Source organism: Streptomyces peucetius, from assembly GCF_025854275.1.
Classification (GTDB): Bacteria; Actinomycetota; Actinomycetes; order Streptomycetales; family Streptomycetaceae; genus Streptomyces; species Streptomyces peucetius_A.
In genome coordinates, this window is sequence record NZ_CP107567.1 from 7,397,828 (window position 1) to 7,424,437 (window position 26,610).

24 protein-coding genes are annotated in these 26,610 nt (G+C 71.6%); 6 read left to right on the forward strand and 18 right to left on the reverse strand.

Annotated elements, in window-relative coordinates:
* Positions 1-107: 107 nt before the first annotated feature.
* Both OGH68_RS33365 and OGH68_RS33370 read right to left on the reverse strand, forming a co-directional pair.
* On the reverse strand, positions 108-1,535 hold the full coding sequence (locus OGH68_RS33365) for a radical SAM protein (protein WP_264249174.1): 1,428 nt from the start codon (positions 1,533-1,535) through the stop codon (positions 108-110).
* 117 nt (positions 1,536-1,652) lie between these two features.
* A complete protein-coding gene (locus OGH68_RS33370) occupies positions 1,653-3,092 on the reverse strand; it encodes a dihydrolipoyl dehydrogenase family protein (RefSeq protein ID WP_264249176.1) in 1,440 nt (479 codons plus the stop codon).
* Positions 3,093-3,370: 278 nt separating this feature from the next.
* On the opposite strand from OGH68_RS33370, the gene OGH68_RS33375 reads away from it, so the two are divergent.
* From OGH68_RS33375 to pspAB, 3 genes are all read left to right on the forward strand, one after another.
* Positions 3,371-4,120, forward strand: coding sequence for a class I SAM-dependent methyltransferase (locus tag OGH68_RS33375; protein ID WP_264249178.1), 750 nt, complete (start codon positions 3,371-3,373; stop codon positions 4,118-4,120).
* 260 nt (positions 4,121-4,380) lie between these two features.
* A complete protein-coding gene (gene htpX, locus OGH68_RS33380) occupies positions 4,381-5,301 on the forward strand; it encodes a zinc metalloprotease HtpX (protein WP_264249180.1) in 921 nt (306 codons plus the stop codon).
* A 15-nt stretch (positions 5,302-5,316) separates the two neighbouring features.
* Positions 5,317-5,961: a PspA-associated protein PspAB gene (gene pspAB, locus OGH68_RS33385; RefSeq protein ID WP_264249181.1), complete on the forward strand. Its 645-nt coding sequence runs from the start codon at positions 5,317-5,319 to the stop codon at positions 5,959-5,961.
* Between the two features lie 120 nt (positions 5,962-6,081).
* Here pspAB and OGH68_RS33390 read toward each other — a convergent pair whose 3' ends face one another.
* Positions 6,082-6,606 (reverse strand): aspartate carbamoyltransferase, encoded by a 525-nt coding sequence (locus tag OGH68_RS33390; protein ID WP_264249182.1) that lies wholly within the window; start codon positions 6,604-6,606, stop codon positions 6,082-6,084.
* Positions 6,599-7,042, reverse strand: coding sequence for a MarR family winged helix-turn-helix transcriptional regulator (locus tag OGH68_RS33395; RefSeq protein WP_264249183.1), 444 nt, complete (start codon positions 7,040-7,042; stop codon positions 6,599-6,601). The genes OGH68_RS33390 and OGH68_RS33395 overlap by 8 nt, the downstream gene beginning before the upstream one ends.
* Positions 7,043-7,233: 191 nt before the next feature.
* Between OGH68_RS33395 and OGH68_RS33400 the strand changes: the two genes are divergently transcribed.
* Positions 7,234-7,689: a PaaI family thioesterase gene (locus OGH68_RS33400; protein ID WP_264249184.1), complete on the forward strand. Its 456-nt coding sequence runs from the start codon at positions 7,234-7,236 to the stop codon at positions 7,687-7,689.
* 93 nt (positions 7,690-7,782) lie between these two features.
* Here the strand turns inward: OGH68_RS33400 and OGH68_RS33405 are convergent, their stop codons facing one another.
* From OGH68_RS33405 to OGH68_RS33415, 3 genes are all read right to left on the reverse strand, one after another.
* Positions 7,783-8,625, reverse strand: coding sequence for a class I SAM-dependent methyltransferase (locus OGH68_RS33405; protein ID WP_264249186.1), 843 nt, complete (start codon positions 8,623-8,625; stop codon positions 7,783-7,785).
* Positions 8,622-9,515, reverse strand: a complete 894-nt coding sequence (locus OGH68_RS33410) for an alpha/beta fold hydrolase (protein WP_264249187.1) — start codon at positions 9,513-9,515, stop codon at positions 8,622-8,624. Before OGH68_RS33410 ends, OGH68_RS33405 begins: the two co-directional genes overlap by 4 nt.
* A 164-nt stretch (positions 9,516-9,679) precedes the next feature.
* Positions 9,680-11,371, reverse strand: coding sequence for a helix-turn-helix domain-containing protein (locus tag OGH68_RS33415; protein WP_264249188.1), 1,692 nt, complete (start codon positions 11,369-11,371; stop codon positions 9,680-9,682).
* A 309-nt stretch (positions 11,372-11,680) separates the two neighbouring features.
* Here OGH68_RS33415 and OGH68_RS33420 point away from each other — a divergent pair, with 309 nt between their 5' ends.
* Positions 11,681-13,618 carry an aconitate hydratase gene (locus tag OGH68_RS33420; RefSeq protein WP_413471142.1) on the forward strand — a complete coding sequence of 646 codons (1,938 nt, stop codon included), beginning with the start codon at positions 11,681-11,683 and terminating at the stop codon, positions 13,616-13,618.
* Here OGH68_RS33420 and OGH68_RS33425 read toward each other — a convergent pair.
* From OGH68_RS33425 to polX, 3 genes are all read right to left on the reverse strand, one after another.
* Positions 13,605-13,916 (reverse strand): hypothetical protein, encoded by a 312-nt coding sequence (locus tag OGH68_RS33425; RefSeq protein WP_264249192.1) that lies wholly within the window; start codon positions 13,914-13,916, stop codon positions 13,605-13,607. The genes OGH68_RS33420 and OGH68_RS33425 overlap by 14 nt on opposite strands.
* Before the next feature lie 386 nt (positions 13,917-14,302).
* On the reverse strand, positions 14,303-14,734 hold the full coding sequence (locus OGH68_RS33430) for a DUF2267 domain-containing protein (protein WP_264249194.1): 432 nt from the start codon (positions 14,732-14,734) through the stop codon (positions 14,303-14,305).
* Positions 14,735-14,762: 28 nt separating this feature from the next.
* On the reverse strand, positions 14,763-16,523 hold the full coding sequence (gene polX / locus OGH68_RS33435; protein ID WP_264249195.1) for a DNA polymerase/3'-5' exonuclease PolX: 1,761 nt from the start codon (positions 16,521-16,523) through the stop codon (positions 14,763-14,765).
* A 372-nt stretch (positions 16,524-16,895) separates the two neighbouring features.
* On the opposite strand from polX, the gene OGH68_RS33440 reads away from it, so the two are divergent.
* Positions 16,896-17,363, forward strand: a complete 468-nt coding sequence (locus tag OGH68_RS33440; RefSeq protein WP_264249196.1) for an Asp23/Gls24 family envelope stress response protein — start codon at positions 16,896-16,898, stop codon at positions 17,361-17,363.
* 129 nt (positions 17,364-17,492) lie between these two features.
* Here the strand turns inward: OGH68_RS33440 and OGH68_RS33445 are convergent, their stop codons facing one another.
* From OGH68_RS33445 to OGH68_RS33480, 8 genes are all read right to left on the reverse strand, one after another.
* Complete coding sequence (locus OGH68_RS33445; RefSeq protein ID WP_264249197.1) at positions 17,493-17,927, reverse strand: VOC family protein; 435 nt, start codon at positions 17,925-17,927, stop codon at positions 17,493-17,495.
* A gap of 92 nt (positions 17,928-18,019) precedes the next feature.
* A complete protein-coding gene (locus OGH68_RS33450; RefSeq protein WP_264249198.1) occupies positions 18,020-19,318 on the reverse strand; it encodes a methyltransferase domain-containing protein in 1,299 nt (432 codons plus the stop codon).
* 1 nt (position 19,319) lies between these two features.
* Positions 19,320-20,249, reverse strand: coding sequence for an NUDIX hydrolase (locus tag OGH68_RS33455; RefSeq protein ID WP_264249199.1), 930 nt, complete (start codon positions 20,247-20,249; stop codon positions 19,320-19,322).
* Positions 20,250-20,398: 149 nt separating this feature from the next.
* Entirely contained in the window at positions 20,399-22,411 is a 2,013-nt protein-coding gene (locus tag OGH68_RS33460) for an ABC transporter ATP-binding protein (RefSeq protein WP_264249200.1), read from the reverse strand.
* A gap of 579 nt (positions 22,412-22,990) precedes the next feature.
* Complete coding sequence (locus OGH68_RS33465) at positions 22,991-24,229, reverse strand: cytochrome P450 family protein (protein ID WP_264249201.1); 1,239 nt, start codon at positions 24,227-24,229, stop codon at positions 22,991-22,993.
* Positions 24,226-25,263: an amidohydrolase family protein gene (locus OGH68_RS33470; RefSeq protein ID WP_264249202.1), complete on the reverse strand. Its 1,038-nt coding sequence runs from the start codon at positions 25,261-25,263 to the stop codon at positions 24,226-24,228. Before OGH68_RS33470 ends, OGH68_RS33465 begins: the two co-directional genes overlap by 4 nt.
* On the reverse strand, positions 25,260-26,156 hold the full coding sequence (locus OGH68_RS33475) for an NAD(P)-dependent oxidoreductase (protein ID WP_264249203.1): 897 nt from the start codon (positions 26,154-26,156) through the stop codon (positions 25,260-25,262). Before OGH68_RS33475 ends, OGH68_RS33470 begins: the two co-directional genes overlap by 4 nt.
* Positions 26,153-26,491, reverse strand: coding sequence for an antibiotic biosynthesis monooxygenase family protein (locus tag OGH68_RS33480; protein WP_264249205.1), 339 nt, complete (start codon positions 26,489-26,491; stop codon positions 26,153-26,155). Before OGH68_RS33480 ends, OGH68_RS33475 begins: the two co-directional genes overlap by 4 nt.
* Positions 26,492-26,610: the final 119 nt, after the last annotated feature.

The following is a 26,610-nucleotide window of genomic DNA, read 5'->3' on the forward strand; positions in this document are numbered from 1 at the left end:
GCGCCCCTGAAGTCGCAGCCGGAGCCGCAGCCGGAGCCGCAGCCGGAGCAGCGCGGCGAATCGTGACGGCATCGCCGGCTCCGCCGACGAGTCCGGTGCGCATGGGCCTACTCCTCCTGTCCGTCGGGACGGCGCACGGACGGCGCACGGACCTCGACGAGCGGGAGCAGCGTGCGCAGCTGTGCGTTCTCGGCCGGGTCGAGCACCGCGTGCTGCACGCAGGCCGGCACCACGGTGCCGTCCTCCGGGTGCGCCATGGAGTACTGGCAGGCGGCCAGCCGCTCCTGAGCCTCCCGCAGCGCCGGTTCTCCCGCCGGCTCTCCGCGCCGCATCATCTCCCAGGCGGGCCCGACGACTTCGGCGTCCATGAACCGATGCATCACAAAGGTGACCGGGCGGACACGGAAACGGTTCCGCACCAGCCGCGGCACGCCGACCCGGCCGGCCGTACGGGCCAGCCACCGCACCGCGATCACCACGGTGGAGGGGTGCCGGGCGACGACACGCGCCATCTTCGCGGCGAGCACGGCGGGCGGGGTGCCGGTGAAGCTGACCTTGCCGAAGTACCGGAAGAAGGCGTCGCGCACCGCCAGATCGCGAGGGTCGTCCTCTTCGAGGAACGGGTACCAGCGCCTCCCGGCGTAGAAGCCGTACGCGGTGCGGTTGCAGCGCACATCACCGTTCTGGAAGACCCCGTACCCGAGCGGGCGTCCCGCGCCGCGCCCGATCTCCGCCCACACCGCGTCCGCGGTCGCCTCGCGGTACGGCTCCTTCCAGCGCCGCTCGTCCCCGAGGAAGGCGGCGGGCTGGAAGGAGAACATGCCGTACCCCATGGTGCGGCACTCCCGGACGACGTCGGCGATCTCGTCGAGGTTGCCGGGTGTGACGGTCATGTTGTGGGCGAGGAAGTACCGCACCCCGTGTTCGCGGCGCAACCTCGCGAACATGTCGGCGAACCGCTTCCGGTAGGGGTTCAGCGCCAGTTCACCGGGCGGGCGTTCGATGCCGCGCCTGCCGTACATGAACTTGTCGAAGTGCGCGGCGAAGGACAGCCGCGCGAAGCGGCGCTCGCCGTCGTCGCGCAGCGCCAGCCGCTCCAGATGGTCGTAGTCGAAGTCGCCGTGCGTGAAGCTCATCGGCTCCCGGCCCTGGGCGTGCATGATCTCCAGCGCGGCCGCGTGATCGTCCGGCGGAAGCAGGCTCACTTCGCCGCCGATCAGCTGGGCGTGGGCGCGCGGGCCGCGCAGTATGCGCAGCAGACGCATCTGGGCGGCCACCTGCTCCCGGCTGTGCGGGCCGTCGACCCGGACCTGATTCGCGTCCCGCGAGTGGTAGCAGGGCGTGCACTTCAGGTTGCACCTGGGGAAGACCCCGTGGGTGCCTTCACAGCCCACGCCGTGCTGCCCGATGATCTGCCCCGGCGTCCTGACGGCATCCGGCAGTTCGGCCCACCGGCGTGCCATCGCCGCCACGAACTCGGGATCGTACGGCCGGGTCGCCCGTTCGAGGGCTCGCAGTCGCGCCAGGATTCCCATCGGTCACTTCTCCGTCCTCGATGCCGTACGAGTGATCAGCGGTGGTCCGCCGGAGGGCGCCCGGGTCCGGCCCACCGCGAACCGCGAGCCGGGTGGACGTGCCGGGCGCCCGGCGTGTCACGGCGCGCGGCCCCTTCCTGCCGGCCGTGTCCTCCTGCGCAGTCCCAGCAGCGCGCCCGTGAGGGCACGAGCACGGTCGAGCCGGTCGTACACGTCCGTGAGCGCCGCGTGCCAGGGCCCGTCCGTGTAACCGGGGTACGGGTGCACGGTCCTGGCGTACCGCGAGGGCGTCCAGCCCAGCCGCACCGCGGTGGCCAGGTGCGCGATCGTCTCCCCGGCCCGCGGAGCGACCACTGTCGCGCCGGTGATCCGCCCGCGTCCGTCCAGCACCAGGCAGGTGAAGCCGTCGGTACGGCCGTCGGCGACGGCCCGGTCCACCCGGTCGTGTTCCACGGTGACGCTGCGGGCCCCTTCGGCGGACGTCGCACCCACGCGGGCGACCTCCGGGTCGGTGTACGTCACCCGGGGCACCGCGTCGTAGTCGATCCGGCGCCGCACACCCAGCAGCGCGGACGCCGCCGCGGCCGCGCCCTGCACGCCGCCCAGGTGCGTGAAGGCGGAGCGGCCGGTGACGTCCCCGGCCGCGTAGACGCGCGGATTCGTGGTGCGCAGCCGGTCGTCCACCCGGACGTCGCCGCGCCCGGTCAGCGCCACCCCCGCCGCCTCCAGCCCCAGGCCGCGGGTGTTCGCGCGGCGGCCGGTGACGGCCAGCAGCGCGTCGTACACCAGCGGGCCACCCGGAGCGTGCACCGCGCCGCCGTCGACCCGCTCGGCCGGGCAGCCGGTGCGGACCGTGACTCCCTCGGCCGCCAGTCGCTCCCGCACGAGAGCGGAGGCGCGTGGTTCCTCGCGCGGCAGCAGCCGTTCCGCCGCCTCCACGAGGGTGACCGTGGAGCCGAGGCGGGCGAAGGCCTGCGCCAGTTCGCAGCCGACGGGCCCGCCGCCCAGCACCAGCAGCCGCCCGGGCAGCTCGGTCAGTCCCCACACGGTGTCGCTGGTCAGCGGATCGGCCTCGGCCAGGCCGGGGACGGGGACCAGGGAAGGGGCCGAGCCGGTGGCGATCACCGCGTACCGGAAGGCGACCTCCCGCTCACCGGCCACCCGCAGCGCCCGCGGTCCGGTGAAGACGGCCTCCCCGTGGGCCACTTCGACACCGGCGGCGTACAAGGACTCGGCCGAGTCGTGCGGCTCGATCGCCGCGGTCGCCCGCTCGACATGCGCCATGGCCGCCGCGAGGTCCGCCGGGCCGTGCGGTGCCCGCAGCCCGTACCGCCCCACGCCCCGGGCGGCCTGCACTTCGGCGGCCACATGCAGCAGCGCCTTGCTGGGCACGCACCCGGTCCACAGGCAGTCACCGCCCAGCCGGTCCCGTTCGACGAGCAGCACCCGGGCGCCGAGGCGGGCGGCGGTCCGGGCGGCGGTCAGGCCGGCGCTGCCGCCTCCGACGACGACCAGGTCGTACGCCCCGTCGCCGCGCGAGGGCTGTCGCATGCTCATCGGCCGCCTCACTCGCCTCTCGTGTCCACTGCGGCACGGGAATCCGCTCGGGTGACTCCGGCCTTCCCTTCAGGTACGACTCATTCGACACGCCGCACCCCACCGGCAGGCCGACCGCCGTCCCCGGCGTGTCGGGCAGGCAACAGGGCAGGGCCCGGGGATGTACTGCGTCCTCAACGGACCGGAATCACGGGACGCGAGGCACGGCCAGCCGCGGAAGGACCGGCCCGAACCTGGGGTTTCGCGCATCCGTCCGCCGGCACAGAGGAGTCATCGCATTGGACGAGAGGGAGTGGCGCCGCTACCTCGCCGCCTACCATGACGACCGTCCCGGCATCACCGAGGAGTTCTTCCGGCGCGCCGACACCTCACCGCACGCCTGGCTCGCCGAACCGCTGCGTGCGTCGGCCGGCACCGTACTGGACCTGGCCTGCGGCACAGCACCTCTGCGCCCCCTGCTGCCGGACGCCGAATGGGTCGGGCTCGACTCCTCGCCCGGGGAACTGGCGGCGGCCGCCCGGCTCGGCCGGGGGCCGCTCCTCCGGGCGAGTGCCGACGCCCTGCCCCTGGCCTCGTCGAGCCTCGGCGCCGTCTGCGCGTCGATGTGCCTGCCCGTGCTCACCCCGCTGCCGCGAGTACTCGGCGAGGTCGAACGGGTGCTGCGGCCCGGCGGGATGCTCGCGGTCCTCGTCCCTGCCCGCCTCGGGCTCGACCCGCGGGGGCTGATGGGCTGGGCCCGGGTCATGTCGGCGCTCGGTGTGGCACGTCAGCCCTGGCCCAATCCGCAGGCCAGGGATGCCGCTGCCACGGTGCTGCGGCGGGCGGGATTCACGGTCCGGTCCGACGAGCGGCGGGTCTTCACCCTCGTACTGGAGACCGACGACGACGCGGCCGTCCTGGTCGACGGCCTCTACCTGCCCGGCCTGCGCCCGGAACGTGCGGCCGCCGCCAAGCGGGTCCTCGGCGGCTGGATCCGTGACGGACGAACACTGCCGCTGCCGTTGCGCCGAGTCCTGGCGACGACCTGACAGCGACCTCGGCCTTTGCCCTTACACCTTGGCGAGCTCCTGATTCCCCGTCCGCACCTGCGCACTGCTCGCGAGCGGAGCCGGACGTGCCGGGCCCCGGTGCTGGGAGCCCGCCCCCGCCGCCATCGGTACACCGTGGGTGCGTCCCGGGCCGGGCGGTGCTGATCGTTGCCTGCCCCTCACCGCCGCCGGGAACCTGTACAAAAAGGGCAGAATGAAGGGAGAGGTTCGCCCGCAGCCTCTGTCCGGAGGGTGACCAGATGGCAGGGAAGGGTTCTCGTTCACGCTACGTCCCTGACCGGGGACTGACCACGCGCATGGTGACGACGATGTTCCTGATCGGGCTGCTGTACGTGGTCTTCGTCGGTGTCCTGCTGGCCACCCTGCGGGACTCGTGGCTCCTGATCCTCGTGATCGCGGGCGCCGTCTTCATCGCGCAGTTCTGGTTCAGTGACCGGATCGCGGCTTTCAGTATGGGCGCCCGCGAGGTCACTCCCGAGCAGCAGCCCGAGCTGCACGGCGCTGTCGACCGTATCTGCGCCCTCGCCGACATGCCGAAGCCGCGGGTGGCGGTCGCGGAAAGCGATGTGCCGAACGCCTTCGCCACCGGCCGCAGCCAGGAGACGGCTCTGGTCTGTGCCACGACCGGCCTGCTCCGGCGCCTGGAGCCACAGGAACTGGAGGGGGTCCTCGCGCACGAGCTGTCGCACGTCGCGCACCGCGACGTCGCGGTGATGACCATCGCGTCGTTCCTCGGCGTCCTGGCGGGCGCGATGACCCGTGTCGCACTGTGGGGCGGCTTCGGGCGGCCGGGCAGCAGCCGTGACGGCAACACCGCCATCGCGATGCTCGTCATCCCCCTGGTCAGCGCCGTGGTCTACGTGATCAGCTTCCTGCTGACCCGGTTGCTCTCCCGCTACCGGGAGCTGTCCGCCGACCGTGCCGCCGCACTGCTGACCGGCCGCCCCTCGGCGCTTGCCTCCGCCCTCACCAAGGTGACCGGCGAGATGGCGCGGATCCCGACGCGGGACCTGCGCAAGGCCGAGCCGTTCAACGCCTTCTGGTTCGCGCCGGCGTTCTCCTCGAAGGAGAGCCTGAGCAGGCTGCTCTCCTCGCACCCGACTCTGGAGCAGCGGCTGGACCAGTTGGGCAGGATCTCGTCGCAGCTCGGCAGCCCGTGACGGAAGGTTCCTGCTATGGGACTCCTCGACACCATCCTCGGCCGCAGCCGACCGGTGCGCCCCGATCTCGAACAGCTCTTCGGTCTGCCCGGTGCCGCGATCACCCTGGAGGCGGGCACCGGGTTCACACCGACCGGCCTGGGCTCGGTGTGCTTCGCCAGCGTCGAAGGCGGCGCCTTCACGCGGCTCCGGACGGACGTACGGGAACTGCTCGACGCCGACACCGGCCGGGGTGGCGTCCCGGTCGAGTTCAGCCAGGACGCGTACGGCTACACCTGGCTCCTCGCCCGCCACCCGGCCGGCGACGTCGTCTCGCTCGTCAACGACCTGCACGCCGTCAACACCCTCCTCGAGGAGGCAGGCTTCGGGCCGCAGCTGCTCTGCTCACTGGCCGGCTTCCGCGCGGCCGGGGGAGACCGTGCGCTGGCGTTGGTCTACCTCTACAAGCGCGGCACCTTCTATCCGTTCGCGCCGCTCCCGGGCGCCATCGAGAAGCGTGACAACGCCCTCGAGCTCCAGGTGAGGGCGCTGCTGAAGAACGATCTGCGGATCGAGACGGATCTGAAGCGCTGGTTTCCGGTGTGGGGGGCACCCGGCCTGGGCGGGACGGGGGCCGACGGCGGTGGCGGGCCGGGCGGTTCGGGTACGGGCCGGCCCTGAGGAAGCGTGTGGACGCGAGCCGGCCGTGGTCCCCGTCCTGCCGTTCCACGGCGGGCAGCGGCCGCCGCTGCCGGTGACGCCGGCCTGCCGGTCATCGTCCGGTGGCCTTCCCCTTCCGTTTCAGTGGCCGGACTCGGCGTGCGAACCGTGGTCGCCGAGCTGAGCTGCGAACCAGTCGTGCAGGGCGTCGGTCAACGCCGAATCCCCCGTGGCGTAGGTCAGGGTGGCCCCGTCGGCCCGGTCCTCGTAGCGCACCTCGATACGGTCGTACCCGTCCCGCAGTGCGGCGAGGCCGGGCATGTCGTCGCCGTGGATCCGGGCGGGATCGGCGAAGTCTCCCCGGCTGAACGCCTCGGCCTCCTTGCGCAGATGAGCGCGTATCAGGTCGATCTGCTCGGTGTCGCCGCGCCGGTCGGCCACGACGTCCTGGGTGCCTCCCGTTGCCGTGGGCGTGAAGCGGTGCGTGGTCTGCTCGAGGTCGAAGGGCATCACGGTGCCTCCCCGCTCGGCCACCACCTCCTGCCGCTCGGTCCGGCCGCCGCCCGGACCCTGCTCGGGGCCGCCGGCTGCCAGGACGACGGCCGTCACCGCCCCGGCGACGATCACGCCCGCGCCCGCCAGGGCCAGGAGCCTGCCGCTATTCATCCAGTGCCTCCACCATCACATCGAGGGCGTGGAGCACGCCCGATCTTTCGTGAGCCGGGATCGAACCGAGCAGGCGGGAGAACCGCTTCCGTCGCGCCTCAGCCAGGTTCTGTGCCGCTCGTCGCCCCGCAGCGGTGAGCCGCAGGACGACGCCGCGTCCGTCGTCGGGAGCCGGGGCGCGTTCCACCCAGTCACGGGTGGACAGCTGTCTGACGAGTCGGCTGACGGTGCTCTTCTGCAGCCGCAGCCGGCGGGCGAGTTCGACCTGCCGCAGCTCTCCCTCCTGCGCCAGCTCGCTCAGGGCGTGCGCCTCGGAGACCGGGATCGGCCGGCCGCAAGGCGTTGCTTCCGGCTGGTGCAGCCCGAAGGCGCGAACGAAGCTCCCCAGTGCCTCTTGCAGGGCGACCGGGTCGTCCGCCCTTTGATCCCTCGACATGGTTCGACGGTACAACCATGTGGTTCGATGATGCAACCAGTTCAGGTGTCCGGGCAGTCGGCGGGGCTGCGGTGCCTTGATGATCGCCATCGGCGGATTCCAGCCGGTGGAAGCGCCCGGCCGGCCGGGGTGAACCCGCCTCGTCCCGTCCACCCCGTTCGAAGGCCGCGACGTCCGTCGGAGGAGAGCACGTGGAAGACCAGACGCAGCACGGACAGGCGAGCCCCGAGGCCCAGCAGCGCATACAAACCAGCTTCGACCGCCAGGGCCTGATGAGTCACCTCGGTGCACGCATCACCCACATCGGACCCGGTCGGGTGCACATCGAGCTGCCGAGCCGCCCGGAAGTGACCCAGCAGCACGGCTACTTCCACGCCGGCGCCACCAGCGCCGTCGCCGACAGCGCCGGTGGCTACGCGGCCTTCACCCTGTTTCCCGGGGACGCCGAGGTGCTCACCGTCGAGTACAAGATCAACCTCCTCGCGCCCGCCGCCGGTGACCACATCGAGGCGGTCGGGACCGTACTGAAATCCGGACGCACCCTCACCGTCTGCCGGCTGGAGGTGTTCGGCGTCCAGGGCGACCGGCGCAAGCCCGTCGCCAACGGCCAGCAGACGCTGATCCGCGTGAACCGACCCGAGCAGTGAGCCGGCGGGAGTGCGGATGGGGGCCCGCGGTGAGGCGGTCGGCGGCCGGAAGGATGCGTCGCAGTCGCCCCGTCGTACCCGGACGATCCGCACTCAGGGCGTACCCGTGGCGACGTTGATCGTGGTGTGCAGGACCGCGCCCGGTGCACCGCCCGAGCGTTCGCGGAGCATGCCCTCCAGGATCTGGCGGACCTCAGTGGACTGGGCCTCGGTGAGGCCGGCGATCCACTGGGCGCCGAGGGGATGACTGCTGCGGATGGTGTCCAGCAGTTCCGTGGCGGAGCCGAAGGGTGTGTCCATCACTGCCTGACGGACGGTCACCTCACCGAGGCCCGCTTCGCGCAGCACGGCCGCGAAGCGCTCCGGGTCCGCGAGCCGGAAGGGTAGCGGCGGCGGGTCCGTCGGCAGACCGGCGAAGCCGGGGACGGCGGCCCGCAAGGCCCCCAGCGTCCACGCGATGAACTCCGCCTTCTGCGGCGGGCCGAACGCCGCGACCAGCACCGTGCCGCCCGGGCGCGTGACCCGGGCCATCTCGGCGAGGCCGCGCCCCAGGTCGGGGAAGAGCGACACGCCGTTGAGCGACGCGGACACGTCGAAGGCGTCGTCGTCCAGGTCCAGATGCTCGCCGTCCATGACGAGCGCGCGGACCTGTTCCAGGCCCTCGGCGCGGGCGCGGGACGCGAGCCGCTCCACCATCGCCGGTGCGATGTCGACGGCGACGACCCGGGCACCGCGGCGCGCCGCGGGCAGGGCCAGGGCGCCGCTGCCCGCGGCCACGTCCAGGAAGCGGGTGCCGGGGCCGACGGCGGCCTCGGCCAGGATCTGTTCACCGAACTGCATGGTGTGCGGCGTGGTGTGGCGGTCGAACCCGGGAGCAAGGGTGTCCCAGGCGGTGCGGATCTGGTCCGTGGTGGGGGGTTTGGTCGGGGTGGTCATGGCCGGGTCCTTTCCTGCGTGGGGCGAAGCACGGTGCGCAGGGTCGCCACGAGGGCGTCGGGCTGTTCGAGGTGGGCGTCGGCGCCGCACTCGTCGATGACGTGCAGCGGCCAGCCGTGCCGGGCGGCGGCCTCCTCGCCGTACCGGAGCCGCGCCTCGGGGTCCTGGCGGCCCCAGACGAGGGTCGTGGGGACGGGGATGGCGGCAAGGTCGGCCGGCGGGATCACGGGGAGCACGAACTCCTTCATGAGCGTGCGGCCCGCGGCCTTCACGCCGGGGGTACGGGCGCGGTCGAGCGCGTAGTCGGCGACGCCGTCCCAGCGCTCTCCCAGGTCGTCCCGTACGCCGTCGAAATCGACCATGCACCGTCCGAGCATGCGGTCCCGGGTCCGCTCGGTGGCACGCAGCTGGAACGCCGCGACGCTGACCGCGAAGCGCGGCGCCGGGCGGAACGGGCCCAGGCCCAGCGCGTCGACCAGGACCAGCGCGGCGATCCGGTCACCGTGCGCGGCGGCGAAGCGGGCGGCGACGGCGCCGCCCACGTTGTGGCCGACCAGCACGGGAGGTACGGCGCAGGCGGTCGCGACGAGCTCGACCAGCCACTCCACGACCCGGCCCGCGGTGAGCGGGACGCCGGCGGGGACCTCGGAGGCGCCCTGGCCGGGAAGGTCCGGGACGACGAGCGTCCAGGACGACGCCAGGTCGGGGATCACCCGGATCCACCCCAGGGCGGACTGCCCGATGCCGTGGAGGATGACCATCGGGGGTCCGCTGCCCCCCTCCAGTACGGCGGTGGGGACGCCGGCCAGGTCGCGGTGGTGCTCGGCGAGCGGGATCTCCGCGAGGATCCGCTGCCGGGCCTCGGCGCCCACGGTGGATGTGCGGTTCATCGCAGCCTCCTCTCCATTGATCCGCGGTCTCTTCGGCGGATGTTCCGCGGATCTATGGAGAGTGTGAGGGCGGCACCCCGACCGGCACATCGGGGGAAATGCGCATCTCATCCGCCACGTCCGATGTGGGTGGAACCACCCATACCGGGGTCGGGCCGTCGGCGTCAGGCCAGGTCGTGTTCGTACGCGTACGCCGTGGCCGCCGCGCGCGAGCCGACGTCCAGCTTGTGGAACATGTTGTTCAGATGGCGGGCGACGGTCTTCTCGCTGATGACGAGCGCGGCAGCGATCTCGCGGTTGGTGGCGCCCGCCGCGACGAGCTTCAGCACCTCCGCCTCGCGCGGGGTGAGTCCGCCCGGCAGCCGGTGGCCCGTGGCGCGCCGGGACAGCCGGTCCACGCGGGCCAGCTGCGGGACGGCCCCGAGCCGCTCGAACACGGCGCGGGCGGCGTCCAGCGCCATTTCGGCCGAGTCGTGGTCGCCGAGCGCCCGGTAGGCCTCCGCCATCAGCACGCGCACCCGCGCCCCCTCGTACGGAACCTCCAGCTCCTGCCAGGCCGCCCACGCTCCGCGCAGCGCCTCCCCGGCGCCCTCCGGGTCTCCACCGGCCAGCAGCACGGCGCCACGGGCGCCGGCCGCGACCGCGCGCAGGTAGGGCGCGGCCAGATCGTCCGCCGCCGTGGCCAGTGCACGGGCGGCGTCGCGGGCGGCGTCGGTGTCGCCTGCCGCGAGAGCGATCTCGGCGTAGGCGGCGAGGACGCGGGAGCGCCGCACGGGATCGTGCTCGGCCTCGGCCGCGACCCTCCGGACAGCGGCCAGGGCGTCGTCGGTCCGGCCCTGCGCCAGCCGCAGCAGGGCGAGCCCGGGCTGCGGCGGGTGCCCCCACCGGTCGGCCTGCCGGTACGCATCCTCCGCACGCCCGAAGGCACCACGCAGGCGCAGCAGTTCGGCCCGCTGGTAGTGGGCCATGCCCGCGGCGGGGTCACCGGCCGGGGTGTCCATGTGGGTGCAGGCCTGCTGCGCCTCGGCGAGGGCGTCGGCCCACTCGCCGTGCAGCTGCATGATCTCGGAGCGGTGGACCATGCACTGCCCGCGGTACGGCCTGAGGTCGGGCTGGGACGCGCACCAGCGGCTGAGGGCCGCGGTCCACTCGGAGGCACGGTGGACGTCGAAGGTGTCCCGGCACGCGATGATCACGGCGCAGTAGACGATGCCGGCCGTGATCGGGGAGACCTCGCCCGAGGTGACGGCGACCATCGCCTCGTCGAGCAGCGCCCGGCCGCCCACGCAGTCGCCGCCACCGATGAGCGCCTGCCCCTGGCCGAGGCGGCCGAGGGCGACGAGGTCAAGATCGCCGAACCGGTCGGCGATCCGGGTGGCCTCGGCGAACGCGGCGCGCGCCGCCCCGTGGTCGCCGGCTCCCATCGCACGGAGACCGGCGGGCAGGAGCAGATAGCCGCGCTCCACGTGGTCCCCGCCCGCCTCGTCCAGCAGGCGGGCGGCGCGGCCGAACCAGCCTCCGGCGCGCTCGTGGTGCCCGAGCCGGGCGAGCGTCATGCCGATCCAGAAGGCGCAGCGTGCGGCGGGCCCCACCGCGCCCGCCTCGCCCAGCGCGAAGTGGGCCCGCTCCCAGAGCTCCAAGGCCCGGTCCTCCCGGCCGGTCAGGTAGGCGGCGCGGGCGAGCAGGTCCACGTCGGACGCGGGAAGCGGCTCCCGCGCATCGGCGGCCGCGAGGCGGTCGTACGCCTCGGCCCAGGCCCGTCCGCGGAACGCCTCCCGGCCCTCGTCCAGCGGCCGGGCGTCCGCGACGGCGCCTTTTGCAGCCGCGGCCCGCTGTGCCGCCGAACGCTCCGCCATGGCAGCTCCGCACTCCTACTCCTGGGCGGCCGGAAGGGTCGCCCGTGCTGGCACCCCCCTCCAACGTACGAGTGGCCGGTCAGGCGCGCAGGACGACCTTGCTGAAGCCGTCCTCCTCGCGGTGGAGCATGCGGCACGCATGGCCTGATCGTCCCTTCCCTTGCCGCCCTTCGCCGGTCCCGCAAAGGCCGGCACGGTCCGGTGGCGGCTTGCCGTCCCCGGCGCGCAGGGCGCAGGGTGGAGGGTGTGACGCGCTCCCACGGCACGCTGGCGCACCGGCTGATCGCGGACCATCTCGTCGACGGCCGGATGGAGCCCGCATGCGAGATCGGACTGCGGATCGACCAGACCCTCACCCAGGACGCCACCGGCACCTTGGTGATGCAGGAACTGGACGCTCTCGGCCTGGACCGGGTCCGCACCGAGGTCAGCGTTCAGTACGTCGACCACAACCTGCTCCAGGCGGACGAGCGCAACGCCGAGGACCACGCTTTCCTCCGTTCCGCGTGCCGTCGCTTCGGCCTTTGGTACTCCAAGCCCGGCAACGGCGTCTCGCACCCCACGCACATGCAGCGCTTCGGTGTGCCCGGCAGGTCGCTGGCCGGGTCCGACTCGCACACGTGCGCCGCGGGCTCGCTCGGCATGCTCGCCCTGGGCACGGGCGGCCTGGAGGTGGCGCTCGCCATGGCCGGGCGGCCCCTGTACGTGACCATGCCGGAGATCTGGGGAATCCGGCTGACCGGCCGCCTGCCGGAGTGGGTGAGCGCCAAGGACGTGGTGCTGGAGATGCTGCGGCGGCACGGCGTCAAGGGGGCGGTGAACCGGATCCTGGAGTACCACGGCCCGGGTCTCGCGCACCTGAGCGCCATGGACCGGCATGTCATCGCCAACATGGGCGCCGAGCTGGGCGCGACCACCTCCGTCTTCCCCGCGGACACCGCGGTGCGCGACTTCCTGCGTGCCGAGGAACGGGAGGCCGACTTCCGTGAACTGGCCGCAGAGCCGGACGCCGTGTACGACCTCACCGACGAGATCGACCTCGCCACGCTCGAACCGCTCATCGCGCGCCCCACCTCCCCCGGCAACGTGGTACCGGTGCGCGAGGTCGCGGGCGAACCCGTGGGGCAGGCCGTCATCGGTTCGTCCGCCAACCCGGGGCTGCGTGACTTCGCCGTCGCCGCCGCTGTCGTCGCCGGCCGTCAGACCGACCCCGCGGTCAGCTTCGACATCAATCCCACCTCCCGCGAGATCCTCGCCGACCTCACGAAATCGGGTTCCACCTTCGAGCTGATCGCGGCAGGGGCCCGTATCCACCAGACCGGATGCCTGGGCTGCATCGGCATGGGGCAGGCCCCGGCACCCGGCCGCAACAGTCTGCGCACCTTCCCCCGCAACTTCCCCGGCCGCTCCGGCACCGAGCAGGACGCGGTCTGGCTCTGCTCCCCTGAGACCGCCGCCGTCTCCGCCCTGACCGGCGAGATCACCGATCCCCGCGACTGGGCGGCCGAGGAGGGCGTGCGGTACCCGCGGCTGCGCCTCGCCGAGCACGCGACGGTCAACCGCGCGATGCTCGAGCCGCCGCTGCCGCCCGGACAGGCGGCCCGCGTGGAGCTGGAACGCGGGCCCAACATCTCCGTCCTGCCCGACCTCGACCCCATGCCCGACGCGCTCGAGGGGCCGGTCCTGCTCAAATGCGGCGACAACGTGTCCACCGACGAGATCTCCCCGGCCGGCGCGAAGGCACTGCCGTACCGCTCCAACATCCCCAAGCTCGCCGAGTTCACCTTCACCCGTATCGACCCGGACTACCCACGGCACGCCGCCGAACTGGCCGGCGACGGCGGATCCGGCGGGCACTTCGTCGTCGGCGGGGAGAACTACGGGCAGGGGTCGTCCCGCGAGCACGCCGCGATCACCCCGCGTCACCTCGGGCTGCGGGCGGTCGTCGCGAAGTCCTACGCCCGCATCCACTGGCAGAACCTGACCAACTTCGGCATCCTGCCGCTGGAGTTCGACGATCCGGACGACCACCACCGCATCGACGCGGGCGACCGGCTGCGACTGGACGGTCTCCACGCCGCCCTGGCTCCCGGCGCCGAGCCGTTCCTGCGGCTGCGCAACACCACCAAGGACGAGATCTACCAGGTCCGCCACCGCCTCTCCGACGGCCGCCGTCGCACCGTACTCGCCGGAGGGACGATCGCGGCCCTCGCCGGCGAGGAGCAGCACCACCTCACGGATCGCTGAAGCGGAGGGAGTACGTGCGGCCCTCGACGCCCCATTCGCCGGCGGGCGGCTTCAGCCCGGCGTCGATCGCCCGCAGGCCGGGGCGCCCGATGTGGGCGTAGACCAGGCGCCGCACTCCACGATGTGCGGCCTGCTCACTGATCGTGCGGACACTCGCGTGGCCGCCGACACCGCCCCGGAACCGTATCGGCCGGTCCCAGGCCGCCGCCTCGGCGAACATCAGGTCCGCCCCCGCGGCCCAGGCCGGAAAGTCCCAGAACTCCGGTGCCCAGACCACCACCGAGTCCCCGGCTTCCACGCGGTACCCGTATGCGGGGTGCGAGGTGTGCACCACCGGACAGCAGCGCACCCGGGCACCTCTGCCGTCAGATCGCCGACGCGCATTTCGACACCCCGTTCGGACGCCAGCCGCCGCAGTTCCGACCGCAGTTCCGACTGTTCGTCGGTGACCAGCCACGCGTCCAGCCGCCCGGGCGGCGGCTCGGCACCGGGACCGCCGTCGAAGGCCACCTGGTGCCCCGCGCACCGCAGCAGCAGGCCCGCCGGGGCGAAGCGGGGCGAGTTCATCGCTCCTGCCCCGAGGAGTGTCAGCCGCAGCCAGTGGTTCATCAGTACCCCCGGCTCCTCCGCTCTTCGGCTCCTCCGCTCTTCGGCTCCTCCGCTCTTCGGTTCCTGCGCGATCGGTCAGTCGGCCGGCTGGAGGAACATGGAGCGGATCTCGTGCGGGAGTTGTTCCAGCGCCGAATCCAGAGCCCCGGGCGAGAAGTGCTCCCGTACGACGCCGGTGACGGCGGCTGCGATCCTGGGAACCTCCTCGGCCGATACCTTGGCCTCCTGGACGAAGCGGTTCACATAGCCGTCGCGGTCGTACCTGATGGGTACGGCGCTCGGGTCCCAGCCGTCGTAGTAGACGCCCCGCAGCAGTTCGGGCAGCTGCGCGGCGAAGTGGGCGGCCACGTCGACGGTCAGCCGGTCACGGAACGTGTGCAGCCAGGCGCGCAGGACCCGGTGGGCGAAGTGCCGGTCCTCCGTACCCAGAGCCTGCGACACCGCTTTCAGCCAGATGTTCGAGGTGTGGATGGCGTGCTCGAAGTCGTGTGGATGCGTGACGGGCATGGTCGTTCCCTTCAGTGCGTTGTCGCGGTCAGGAGCGGGTTCCCCGGTCCGTGCCTTCTTTGCGCAGAAACCGCCGCAGCCGTGCCTCCGTCCAGGTGTTGATCACGTCGTTCTTGTTGAGCCAGCCGCGCTGCGCCGTCCCCACGCCATAACGCACGTTGGCCAGATGCAGCACGGAGTGCGCGTCGCTGTCGACGGCGAACTTCACCCCGTGCCGCCGCGCCCGCAGGATGTCCTCGTCGCGCAGATCCAGCCGGTCCGCGTGGGCGTTGACCTCCAGCGCGGTGCCGGTCCGCGCGCACGCGGCGAAGACCTCGTCGAGGTCGACGTCGATGCCCGGCCGCTTGCCGATGATGCGGGCGGTGGGGTGGCCGATGATGTTGACGAACGGGTTCTCGCAGGCCCGTACGATCCGGCGGGTCAGCTGCTCGCGGGTCTGGTTGAAGTGCGAGTGCACCGAAGCCACGCACAGGTCGAAACCGGCCAGGAAGTCCTGCGGCCAGTCCACGTCGCCGTCGGGATCGATGTTGAGCTCCGCACCGTGCAGCAGCCGCATGCCGCCGCGTCTGCCGTGCTTGCCGTACGCGCCGTCGAGTTTCCGTACCTGCTCACGCTGGGCGAGCATCCGCTCGTCCGTCATCTGCTGCATGTACAGGTTCGGCCCGTGATCGGTCACGGCGTAGTAGGCATAGCCCCGCTCGGCGGCCGCGGCGACCATCTCCTCCAGCGGCGCGAGGCCGTCAGTCAGGTCGGTGTGCGTGTGCAGATCGCCCCGCAGGTCCGACTCCTGGATCAGGCCGGGCAGCTCATCGCGCAGGCCCGCCTCGATCTCCCCGCGGTCCTCGCGGAGTGTCGGCGGGATCCAGGGCAGGCCGAGCCGGGCATACACCTCCTCCTCGGTCTCCGAGACGATCTTCTTCCCGCTCTCGGCGTCGAACAGCCCGTACTCGGACAGCTTGAGCCCCTGTCGTACGGCCAGTTCACGGGTGCGGATGTTGTGCGCCTTCGAGCCGGTGAAGTACTGCAACGCCGCGCCCCAGGCATCGGGCGAGACGACCCGAAGGTCGACGGCGAGGCCCTTGGTGGTGCGGACCGAGGTCTTGGCCGTGCCCTGCGCGACGACCTCGCTGACATAGGGCAGCTCGGTGAACGCCCGCATCAGCGGCGCCGACTTCCGGGCCGCGACGAGGACGTCGATGTCCCCGATCGTCTCCCGGACGCGGCGCAGCGACCCGGCGTACGTGCAGCGCCGGCAGCCGGTCGCCCCGGACAGCTGGGCCACCAGGTCCTCGGCGAGATCCATGGCCACGTCCAGCAGCACACGGCCCCCGGCCGACTGCAGCAGCTCGACGCCGTGCAGGATCTTCTCCTCCGTCCTGGGCCCGAAGCCCTTCAGATCCCGGAGCTTCTCGGCGTGGACGGCTTCCACCAACTCGTCGACCGAGGAGATGCCGAGCTCCTCGTACAGGGTGTGTGCCTTCTTCGGACCGAGGGTGGGAATGGCCGTCAGCCGGCGCACACCGGCGGGGATCTTCGCGCGCAGCTCCTCGACGGCCGACACACTGCCGTTCCGGAAGTACTCGGTGACCTTCTCGGCGATCGACTTTCCGACCCCGGGGATCTCCTGCAGACCCTTGACGTCGAGCGTGGCGACGTCGGCGTGGTGACCGCCGATGGCACGGGCGGCCTTCTCGTAGACGCGCGCCTTGTACGCCTCGCCGCCGGTGATCGAGATCAGGTCCGCGTACTCGGCCAGCAGCGCGGCCACCTCTTCGTTGGACCGAACCATGTCTTCCGAGTGAGCAGACTCGCGCCGTCCATTCGTGGCGGATCCGGTCCCGGTGAGGGCGGCCCCGTCCGAAGCACAGAGCGCCGGCAGGGACCGGCTCGTCGAGCGGCAGGAGGCAGGGCCAGCCGCGCCGGGGGATGCCGCGGAATGCGGAGTCTCATGTTCGTTCCTGGCCGGGCTGCGGTGGAACTGCAACCCGGAGCGGCGTAGGGCAAGCTGGTGTGAGAGGGCCGTGCAGGGTTGTGGCCTTCCCCGGGGTTGGGAGCGTTCGACGGCAACATTCCTGTTCCTCGTCCTTGCAGCCGTCGTGCTCTTCGTGGCCATCGTGACGGTTTCTGCCAACCGGTCAGATTGTCGAGGAGGTGGCTTCGCGTGACGGAGCCCAGCAGCACCAGGACCAGGACCGAACCCCGCGCGAGCACTTCGCAGGGCGGGCGGACCGGCACCGACCCCGCCGCCCGGGGCAGGACCACGATCGCGGACGGCGTGGTGGCCAAGATCGCCGGGATGGCTGCCCGGGAGGTCTCCGGCATCCATGCCCTGGGAGGTGGGGTCGCCCGCACCATGGGCGCGGTGCGTGACCGGGTCCCCGGTGGACGCCCCGGCGTCACCCGAGGCGTCAAGGTGGAGGTCGGTGAGCGTCAGAGCGCTATTGACCTCGAGATCGTCGTTGAATACGGCGTGGCCATCGCAGATGTCGCCGCAGAGGTCCGGGAGAGCGTCGTCGAGGCGGTGGAGCGGATGACCGGTCTGGAGGTCGTCGAGGTGAATCTCTCGGTCAACGACGTCCACCTTCCGGACGAGGAAGAGGAGGAAACCACCGAAGGGCGCGTGCAGTAACCACAACGCTACGGCTGGTACCTCAGCGGCTTCCTCGGCATGAGGCCGACGGTTGCGGGACGGGCCCGCCTCACCGGATCACGTGATGCGACCCCCGACGGCTGTCCACCTCGCCGTCCCGGAGGATGCTCAGTCGAGACAGAATTCGTTGCCCTCGATGTCCTGCATCACGATGCACGACTCGTTGTCCTCGTCGGCAAGCAGCGTCCGCACGTGTACCGCGCCGAGCGCGACCAGTCGTGCGCATTCGGCCTCCAGCGTGGCGAGGCGCTCTTCACCCACGAGTCCGGTGCCGGCCCGCACGTCGAGATGCAGCCGATTCTTGACGACCTTGCCTTCGGGAACGCGCTGGAAGAGCAGGCGCGGACCGGCACCCGAGGGATGAGCGCATGCGAAGTAGGTGACCTGTTCCTCAGGCGGCAGCGAGCGATGGTATTCGTCCCAAGAGACGAACCCCTTCGGCGGCGGCGGTACGACGTACCCCAGCACCTCGCACCAGAAACCGGCAAGGCGCGCGGGTTCTGCGCAGTCGAAGGTGACCTGGAACTCCTTGATCGATGACATCGGCGCACCATAGCAGGGGGACTCTGTAGGCTCATTTCCCGGTGCGGATCCGCATGTTGTCGGGAGGACGGCCCCTGCCGGCCGCTGCTGTGTCATGCGGGCCGCACGTGGCGAACCGATGCCGATGCCTCCAAGGGCTGCGCGCCGCTTTGGACCGGACCGCGGCCACGGCCCTCGCTGGGATCCAGCGTCCAGGCGAGGGCCTTCGGGCCGGTTCCGGAGGTGATGTGCTGGGGGCCGTTTCCACTCAAGTCGACGTGGTACGAGTCGGGTCGGCCGGCTCGCTGCCAGCGCTCGTGGAGGTCTTCGAGTTCGGCCCAGACGTCCCGCGGCCCGTGCACGCGAACGGTTCCGTCGCCGGGGCCGGCCACCGCCCAGGAGTCGTCCTCCGGGGCGACGATGGTCATCGTCTCGGCCTGGAAGTCCCGCACCGTGCCGGGCACCAGGTACGCCGCGGCGAGCCAGAAGGCGTAGGCGTCGTCCGGCGGTGGCGCGAGCCGGGTCGGCCGCGGCGTGCCGGGGTTCGCCTTGATCCGGGCGCGGTGGTCCAGGGCGGTGAGCCACTGGTGGCCGAGCATGGGCCTGTACCCGCGTGGCCGGCCCTTCAACGCTGCCTCGATGCGGCCCTGCGGGGTGCGGGTGACGAGGAGCCGGCCGGGCCAACTCGGCGTCCTGGTCGCGAGCGTGGTGAGCAGGCGCCCGCCCGGCGTGAGCTGTTCCACCCAGGCCGCCGGGACGCAGGGAACACCGATCCCGGAGTGGATGCGGTCGTACAGGGCCCCTGCCGGATCCCCGTCGAGCGCGTCACCCTCGACGACGGCCGCGCCGAGGCCGAGCCGGTTCAGGTTCTTCCGGGCGAAGGCGGTCATGTGCGGATCACGCTCCACGCCGACGGCGTGGCCGGGGCCGGTGACGGTGGCGGCGAGCGCGAGGGAGACGCCTGGACCGGGTCCGAGGTCCAGGAACCGCTGCCCGGTGTCGAGTTGGAGACTCTGCAGTGCATCGATGGTGGCCGGGGTGTAGCTGGACATGGACGTCATGTGTCCGCCGGTCACAGGGCCTCGGCCGAGGGCGTCGAGTGGTTCGCCGTCCCGCTGGAGCAGGACCGAGTCGTCGCTGTGGATGAGGGCGAGCCACTCCGCCTGGTCCTCGGCGTGGGAGCCGTCGAGGAGGCGCCATTCGATCGGGTCCGCGCCCGGGCCGCTGACCCGGACGTACGCGTGGGGGAGGAGCACTTCCCGCCGTACTACGAGGAGGGCTTCGCGCAGTCGCGGATCGGTGAGCACACCGTCGCCGTCGAGGCGGCTGACCAACTCCTGCCGTGCCTTCGCGGCCCGGGCGGCGAGATGCTCCTGAGCCCCGGCGTGTGAGACCGAGTTCGGGGCTGTCATGTCAGCGCCCTCCGCGGTAGGCCGTGGTGCCCCAGCCGAGTTCGGTGTAGGAGATACCGCTGCGGGTACCGGCGATCGCCGCGCGGGTGTAGGGAACCATCGGCTCGGGCAGCGCGTCGACGGGCCACCACTTCCAGGCCGTGCACTTGTCGGGCTCACGCACCTCCGGCTCCCCCGACCACCGGGACGCGGAAAAGAACAGCTGGATCCTGGGCTCGGCATGCTCATCGTCGAGCAGATGCACGGTGTGCACCAGGGCCAAGTCGTCGGGGTCGATGCCGATCCCGGCCTCCTCGACTGCCTCTCGCACCAGGCATGCGCGCACGCTCTCCCTCTCCACGTGGCCCGCCAGGGCGTGCCATTGGCCGCCGGCGAACGCGACGCTCTCGTGCCGAAGTCCCAGGAGGGTGGCCCCGTCCCGCTCCAGAAAGAGGTGCGCGCCGATCACGTTCTTCACCGCGCTGACCCCGCCGGCCCGTACGGACGCCCGCTGCGAGGGTACGGCGGCAGTGGGCTGCTCGGCGTGATGGGCCTTGATCGCCTCGTGGGCCCAGGAGCACATGGTGAGCTGCTCCATGGTGGCCACGTCGAACCAGGCGAACATGATCCCTTCGGAGGCCGGCAGCGCACGGGCGTCGCCGTCCCACCGGGCCGTGTACAGGTGGATGTTCCCCTCGGTGACGTACGGGCCGTCAGCCGTAGTGGTTGCGAAGGCGGCGACCTGCAGGATGAGGCCGGTCTCCTCGCGGATCTCCCGGACGATCGCCTCGTCCAGGCTCTCACCGGGCTCGAGCCCGCCCCCGACCAGGGACCACGTCCCCCGGTCGCAGATCGGCTTGTGCGCGTCGCGCAGATGGAGCATGTACTGGCCGTGGCTGTTGACGATCAGTACGGCCGTGCCGGCCCCGCCGGTGGTGTGCGAACGGGACAAAGCGATCACCCTTCCTTCGGTCTTCGGTGACAGTGGATGATGACGCGGAGGAGTTCGGCATGTCGGCCGGTACGGCGGTCGGTCGGCGCCGAAACCGGCAGCGAGCAGAAGCCTCATCAAGGAGTGCTGCGACGCGAGACGGGTGGGTGTCACGACCGTGCCTGCCCCTCGCCGACAGAGCTTCCCGGCTCGCACGATGTCCTCCCGGCCTGCGCCGGCACCGACGGGCGCTGGAACTGGCGGGCTTGCAGCTCGTACGCCTCGCGGAACGCCCCGGTGCTCGTGGTGGCGGCCATGAGCTGCTCGAAGGTGCCGTGCTCGACGACCCGGCCCTCGTCCAGGACGTAGATGAGGTCGGCGTGGCGCACGCTGTGGAGGCGGTGGGTGATCAGGACGGTGGTCTGGCCGGTGCCGGCGAGGCGGTGGATCTGGTCGAATACGCGCTGCTCGGCGGCAGGGTCGAGGGCGCTGGTCGGCTCGTCGACGATGAGGACCCGCCCGTCGCGGTACCGGGCGCGGGCGAGGCCGATCTTCTGCCATTGCCCGCCCGAGATCTCCTGTCCGTCTTTGTATCCCCGGGCGAGCAGGGTGCCGAGGCCGTGGGGCAGGCCCTTGACGACCTCGTCGGCGCCCGCGTATGCGGAGGCAGCTTCGACGGCTGTGTCGTCCATCGGAGCGCTGCTCCGGCCGATGCCGATGTTGACGCGGGCCGTGAAGGGCCAGCGGTAGAAGTCCTGGGCGACCATGGCGACACGGTCGAAGACCTGCGCGCGGTCGGCCTGGGCCGTGTCCACGCCGCCCCAGAGGACCCGGCCGGTGTCGGGAAGCCGGGCTCCGCTGAGCAGGCGGACGAGGGTCGACTTTCCTGAGCCGTTCTTCCCCACGAGGGCCACCGTCTTGCCGTGGGGGACGACCAGGTCGACGTCATGCAGGGACGGCTTCTCGGCCCCGGGGTAGGTGAAGGTCACCTTCTCGAACCGGATCTCGTCAACCCGCTCGGGCAGGTCGAGACCGCCGGTGGGAATGGCGCGCCGGACGGCCTCCTCGCACAGGGTCTCCAGATCGGCGACGAACATCGACTCCTCCTGCACGTCGGTGACGCGCAGGACCAGGTCCGTGATGCTCACCGAACCGGTACGGATCGCCAGCACGGCGGTGCCGGCCACGGCGAGGGCCATCTGCCCGTGCCACAGCAGCAGCCCGAGGACGCCGTAGGTGGCCACGGTCGCGAGCCCGCGCGCCGCGTCGGCGAAAAGGCCCGTACGGGCACCGATCCAGGCGAGCCGGGTCTGCTCCCGCTCGCTGGTCTCCGCCATCTGCCGGAAGTGTTTCAGCAGGAACGGTGCAACCCCGTGAACGCGGACCTCGGCCGCGGCCTGCTGGTCGATCAGGAGCCGGCTGATCAGCTGGGCGGCCCGTACGTGCTGGACGAAACGGTGCCAACTGACGTACCTGTGCCGGGCCATGGTCAGGGAACCCCACGCGCTCGGCAACGCCATGCAGATCAGCAGCGGCAGGAGCAGGGGGTGCAGCACCGTCAGCACACCGGCCGCCGCGATCAGGGAGATCGCGGAGGTGACCACGGCGGTGCAGTGGACGACCATCCTCCGGGCCGACTCGGCGCCCCACTGCGCGGAGTCCATGAGCTTGTGGAAGGCGTCGTCCTCGATCGCCTCCAGCTCCACCCGGGCCACCAGACCGAGGTAGCGCTCGGTCGCCACCCGCTGGACCTTCGGCTCCAGGATCCCGGTCGCGGCGGCCGAGGCCGATTTACAGGCCGAGCCGATCACGGCGAGGAAGGCGACCAGCGTGAGCGCCGGCAGTGCCGCGCGCAGCCGGCCGGGGATGTCGCCAGGCGCGAGCAGCTCGACGAGCAGGGAGTTGACCGCGATCAGGGAGACGGCCTGCGTCACACCGCGGGCGATCTCGCCGACAACGACCGTGGTGAGGGCCTGCGGGTCCGCCGCGCGGGCCAGTCGTACGGCGACCGCGACCTGTCGCGGCAGCGAGCCGGCCATCGTGCGCAGACTGAGCTTCAGCCAGGCACCTTTGTGGGTGCCCCACCCGTAGTCGTAGGTCAGTTCGCCGCCGAAGAGCAGCTGCTCCGACTCCGAGAGGCCGCCGGCTGCGGCCGCCGGCGGGGCGCCGGCGCTGCTGGTCATGCCCCCCACCTCGCATCCGGACGTGCTGAGCGCGAGGATCCGTCACCGCTGCGGCGGGCAGGGCTGCTGGACAAAACGCATGTGAGCCGGATGTCACCGGCGGAACGAGGGGCGGTGGCGCAGGGAGGCAAGGGGGGCATGGCGGTCTCCGAAGCAGAGCGGGCCGGGATGTCGCTTGGTTTAACGAGGGTGCGGCCGGGTTCGAACACACGTGTTTCGGACGTGGCGGTGGGCCCGTGGTTGAGCGAAAGGGTGTTCGTGCCCGGTACACCGACCCGCGTAGGTGCAGCGGTGAGGCACCGCGACGCTGTGGCCGAAACGCCGACACCCGCGACGAAGCACGGCTTACAGGCGGTCCGACGCTCCAGGCGCTGTGTCGGCCGCCTGACGGCGACGCGGCTCGGGCCCGGCCCCTTTCAGGAGCCGGGCCCGAGCCGCGCTGCGGAAGGGCCCTGCCGCACAGAGCCCATGCCGATCGCGGAGGTCGTCAGGGGCGGGACGGCGACGCCGCCGTCGGCGGTGTGAGCCTGCTCGGAGGTCCGAACCGACTGCGCTGGAAGACGACGGCTCCGCTGCCGGTCACGGTGCGGGGTCCAGCACGACCGGCAGTTCCGCGAGGCCGCGGAAGGCCGGGAACGGCACCTCCATCCACTTCGGCTCAGCCGCGGGGTCGGCCGGAGCGAGTTTCGGGAACCGGCTGAACAGGCTGGTGAGGGCGAGCTGCATCTCCAGTCGCGCCAGCGGCGCGCCCAGGCAGTAGTGGCTGCCGTGGCCGAACCCCAGGTGGCCGTTCTGTGCGCCCTGCCGGGTGATGTCGAACTCGTCCGGGCAGTCGAACTTGCGCGGATCGCGGTTCGCCGAGAGGAGCGAGATCTGCACAAGAGCGCCCTTCGGGATCCGCGTACCGCCGATCTCCACGTCCTCGGTCGCGAACCGGAACGTCGCGCTCTCCACCGAGCCGTCGTAGCGCAGTAGTTCTTCCACCGCGGTGCCGACCAATTCCGGATTCTCCTGCACGGCACGCAGCTGTGCGGGGTTGGCCAGGAAGTGGTGGACGGAATTGCCGATGAGGTACGCGGTCGTCTTGTGGCCCGCGAACATCAACAGGAACGCCGTCGAGACCAGCTCGTTCTCTGTGAGACCGCCGTCCTTGTCATGGACCTCGGTGAGCGCGCTGAGCAGGTCGTCGCTCGGGTGCTCGCGCTTGCGCGCGATGAGCTGCGTGAAGTAGGCGTGCAGGTCCAACTCCGCCTTCTGCTGCGCCTGCTTGGACTCCTTGCTGAAGCCCGTCTGCGCCACCGTGGTGGACAGCCGCTGCATGTGGGGCCGCTCCTCGGGCGGCACGCCGAGGAGTTCGCAGATCACGGTGATCGGCAGCGGGAAGGCGAACGCGGGCAGCAGATCCACCGGCTCCCGCGTGGGACATGCGTCGAGCAGTTCGTCGACGACATCCTGGATCTTGGGCCGCAGCGCCTCTACCCGGCGGGGGGTGAACTCGGCGTTGACGAGCTTGCGCAGCCGGGTGTGCTTGGGGGCGTCGGCGTTGAGCATGTTGTCGTCGAGTGAGACCGACGAGTCACCGAAGATCCTTCGGTACGAGTCCACGGCGCCGTACATGTCCTTGCTCAGCCGAGGGTCGGACAGGGCGGCCCGGGCGTCCTCGTACCGCGTGATCAGGTACGTTTCGAGGCCGTGCGGCGGCTTCATCGGGCACACGGGCGCCGTGTCCCGGAGGGACGCGTAGACCGGGTGCGGGTTTCTCCGGAATTCGGCGGTGCATTGCTCGGCTGCGGCGACGGGATCCTGCGTGGTGGTCACGGACGGCTCCTGAGGTCGAAGAGGGCCTCGGCATTGCCGCCGAGGATGAGCTGCTGGGACGCCTTGTCCACGGGCAGCTTCTCGATCATGCGGATGAGGTCCTCCAGAGGCGCGGACAGCGGCGGCGAGTCGCTGCCGAACAGCATCCGTTCGGGTCCGAGGACCTCCGCGTTGAGGCCGAGGTGCGCCGGGCTGAACGGGCTGGTGTCGACGTACATGCGCCGCAGGGCCGCGGCCGGGTCGGCCGACGGCGGGACGGTGGGCTGCTCGCGTGGTGCCTGCCGTCCCTGCGCCGGCCCGCCGGATGCCGGCCCGCCGGACGCGGGAGCGGCGGATGGCGGAGCGGCGGAGGGCGGTGCTCCCCCGCCCCAGTGCCGGGGGGCTGCCGCTGTCTGCAGGCGCTCCGGCAGCAGCGCCATCGCGCCGCCGCCGGTCGCGCCGATCAGCCGCAGACCCGGGTACTTGTCCAGCCATCCCGCGAACGCGATCATGGCCATGCTCAACGTGAGGTCGCCGAACCGGCCGATCTGCTCGACGAAGCCGATGCTGTCCACGTGCTCCGTGCCGATCGGTTCGGCCGGTGCGTGCACCAGGACGGGGACTCCTGCTTCCGCGGCGAGCGCGAAGAAGGAGTCCGCCCGCGGCGAGCCGAGCAGCTCGCCGTGGACGCTGGAAGTGGTGATCAGGCCGACGAAGGCGGGGTCCGCCAGAGTCTCCCGCACCCCTTCCAGATGATCGTCGTCGCCGAACGGGTTGGCGTAGACGTACCCGCGCAACTGGTCCGGGAACGAGGCGATCAGACCCGACATCCATGCGTGGAATCCACGCAGCCGGTCGCGTGGCTGCTTGTAGTTGTCGACGCCTGGGACCCGTGCCATCGCACCGGCGCCCACCGGGCTCCCGATGATGGTGAGGTCGATCCCGGCCTGAGCGCGGGCCGCGAGCATTCCGTCGACGTCGGTCAGGCTCGGGGGCATGGGGAAGCGTCTGGCAGCTTCCGGCGGGGACAGATGTCCGTGGATGTCGATGATCATGTGTGTGTTCCTGGTTCCGGTGCGACTGCGCGGGTGACCGCGGCACAGTCCTCGTCTCCGAACCCCTGTTCGGTGACGCGGGTGTGGGTCTCCGCGGCTGCGGCGGTGAGTGGAAGGTGCAGGCCCGCCGCGGTCGCCTGCTCCGTAGCGAGCATGAGGTCCTTGGCCATCAGGCGCAGCCGGAAGTCCGGCTCGTCGAATCGCCCGGCGGCCAGACGCCGCGACTTGAACGACATGACCGGCGAGGCGAAGCCGCTGCCCGCAATCGCCCTGAGGACGAGCTGCTTGTCGAGACCGGAGGCGGCCGCCAGTTCGGCGGCTTCGGCCATGGCCTGCACCTCTATCCCCATGAGGAGATTGAGCAGCAGCTTCATCCGCATGCCGGAACCGAGCGCGCCCAGATGGACGACCTCCTTGCCCAGCTTTTCCAGGAGCGGCCGGCCGGCGGTGAACACTCGCTCCTCACCGCCGACGAACAGCCGCAGTTCGCCGTCGCGGGCGTGGTCGCGATTGCCGAGCATGCCGACGTCCATGACGGAGGGGACGTCCCCGGCGAGACGGACGACGTCGTCGGGTGCGACGGTGCTGGCGCAGATCAGGGCCCCGGGGTAGGTGCCCCTGGCCAGGACGCCGTCGGGGCCTCGCAGCACTGCGGCGAGGGCGTCGCCGTCGGCGACCGTGCAGATGGCGGCGCTCGTACCTTCGACGGCTTCGGAGGGACGGCCGACGGCGACGGCGCCGGCCCGGGCGAGGGGCTCGGTCCGCTCCGGAGTCCGGTTCCAGACCCGCACTTGTATGCCTTGTGCGATCAGGCGTGAGGCCAGGCCGCTGCCCATCGTGCCGAGACCGAGGACTGCGACGGGGCCGGCGTCGTGTGTGGTGGTGTGCGTCATGACTTCTCCTCCACGGTCTCCTTGACGACCCGGAACCGCAGCGACTGCGTCGAGTCGACCCAAGTGCGGAGCGGAGCCACCAGTGCGCGATGGTCCTCACTCTGCTGCCAGGCGAAGAAATGCTCGGGAGTCTCCCACTCGCTGGTGATCACCCACTGCCGGGAGTCGTCAACCGGTGCTCCCAGCCTTTCGACGATGTGCCCGGGGGTACGAGCAACGGATTTCCGCATCTGCTCGTACATCTCCAGGAACCCCTGCTCGCCGCCCTCGATCACGCGAACCGCGAAAACCACGGACAGCCTTTCGGCCGGTTGGCCGTTCTTCACAGTGCCCATGTCTCCTCCTGATGGTGAGATCCGGCAGGACACGCTCTCCAAGGACTCATGGCCACCATGGCGTCGCAACTCCGGTGGGTGCACGGCCCAGTCGGGACAAGGGCTCTCTCTCGTCACCT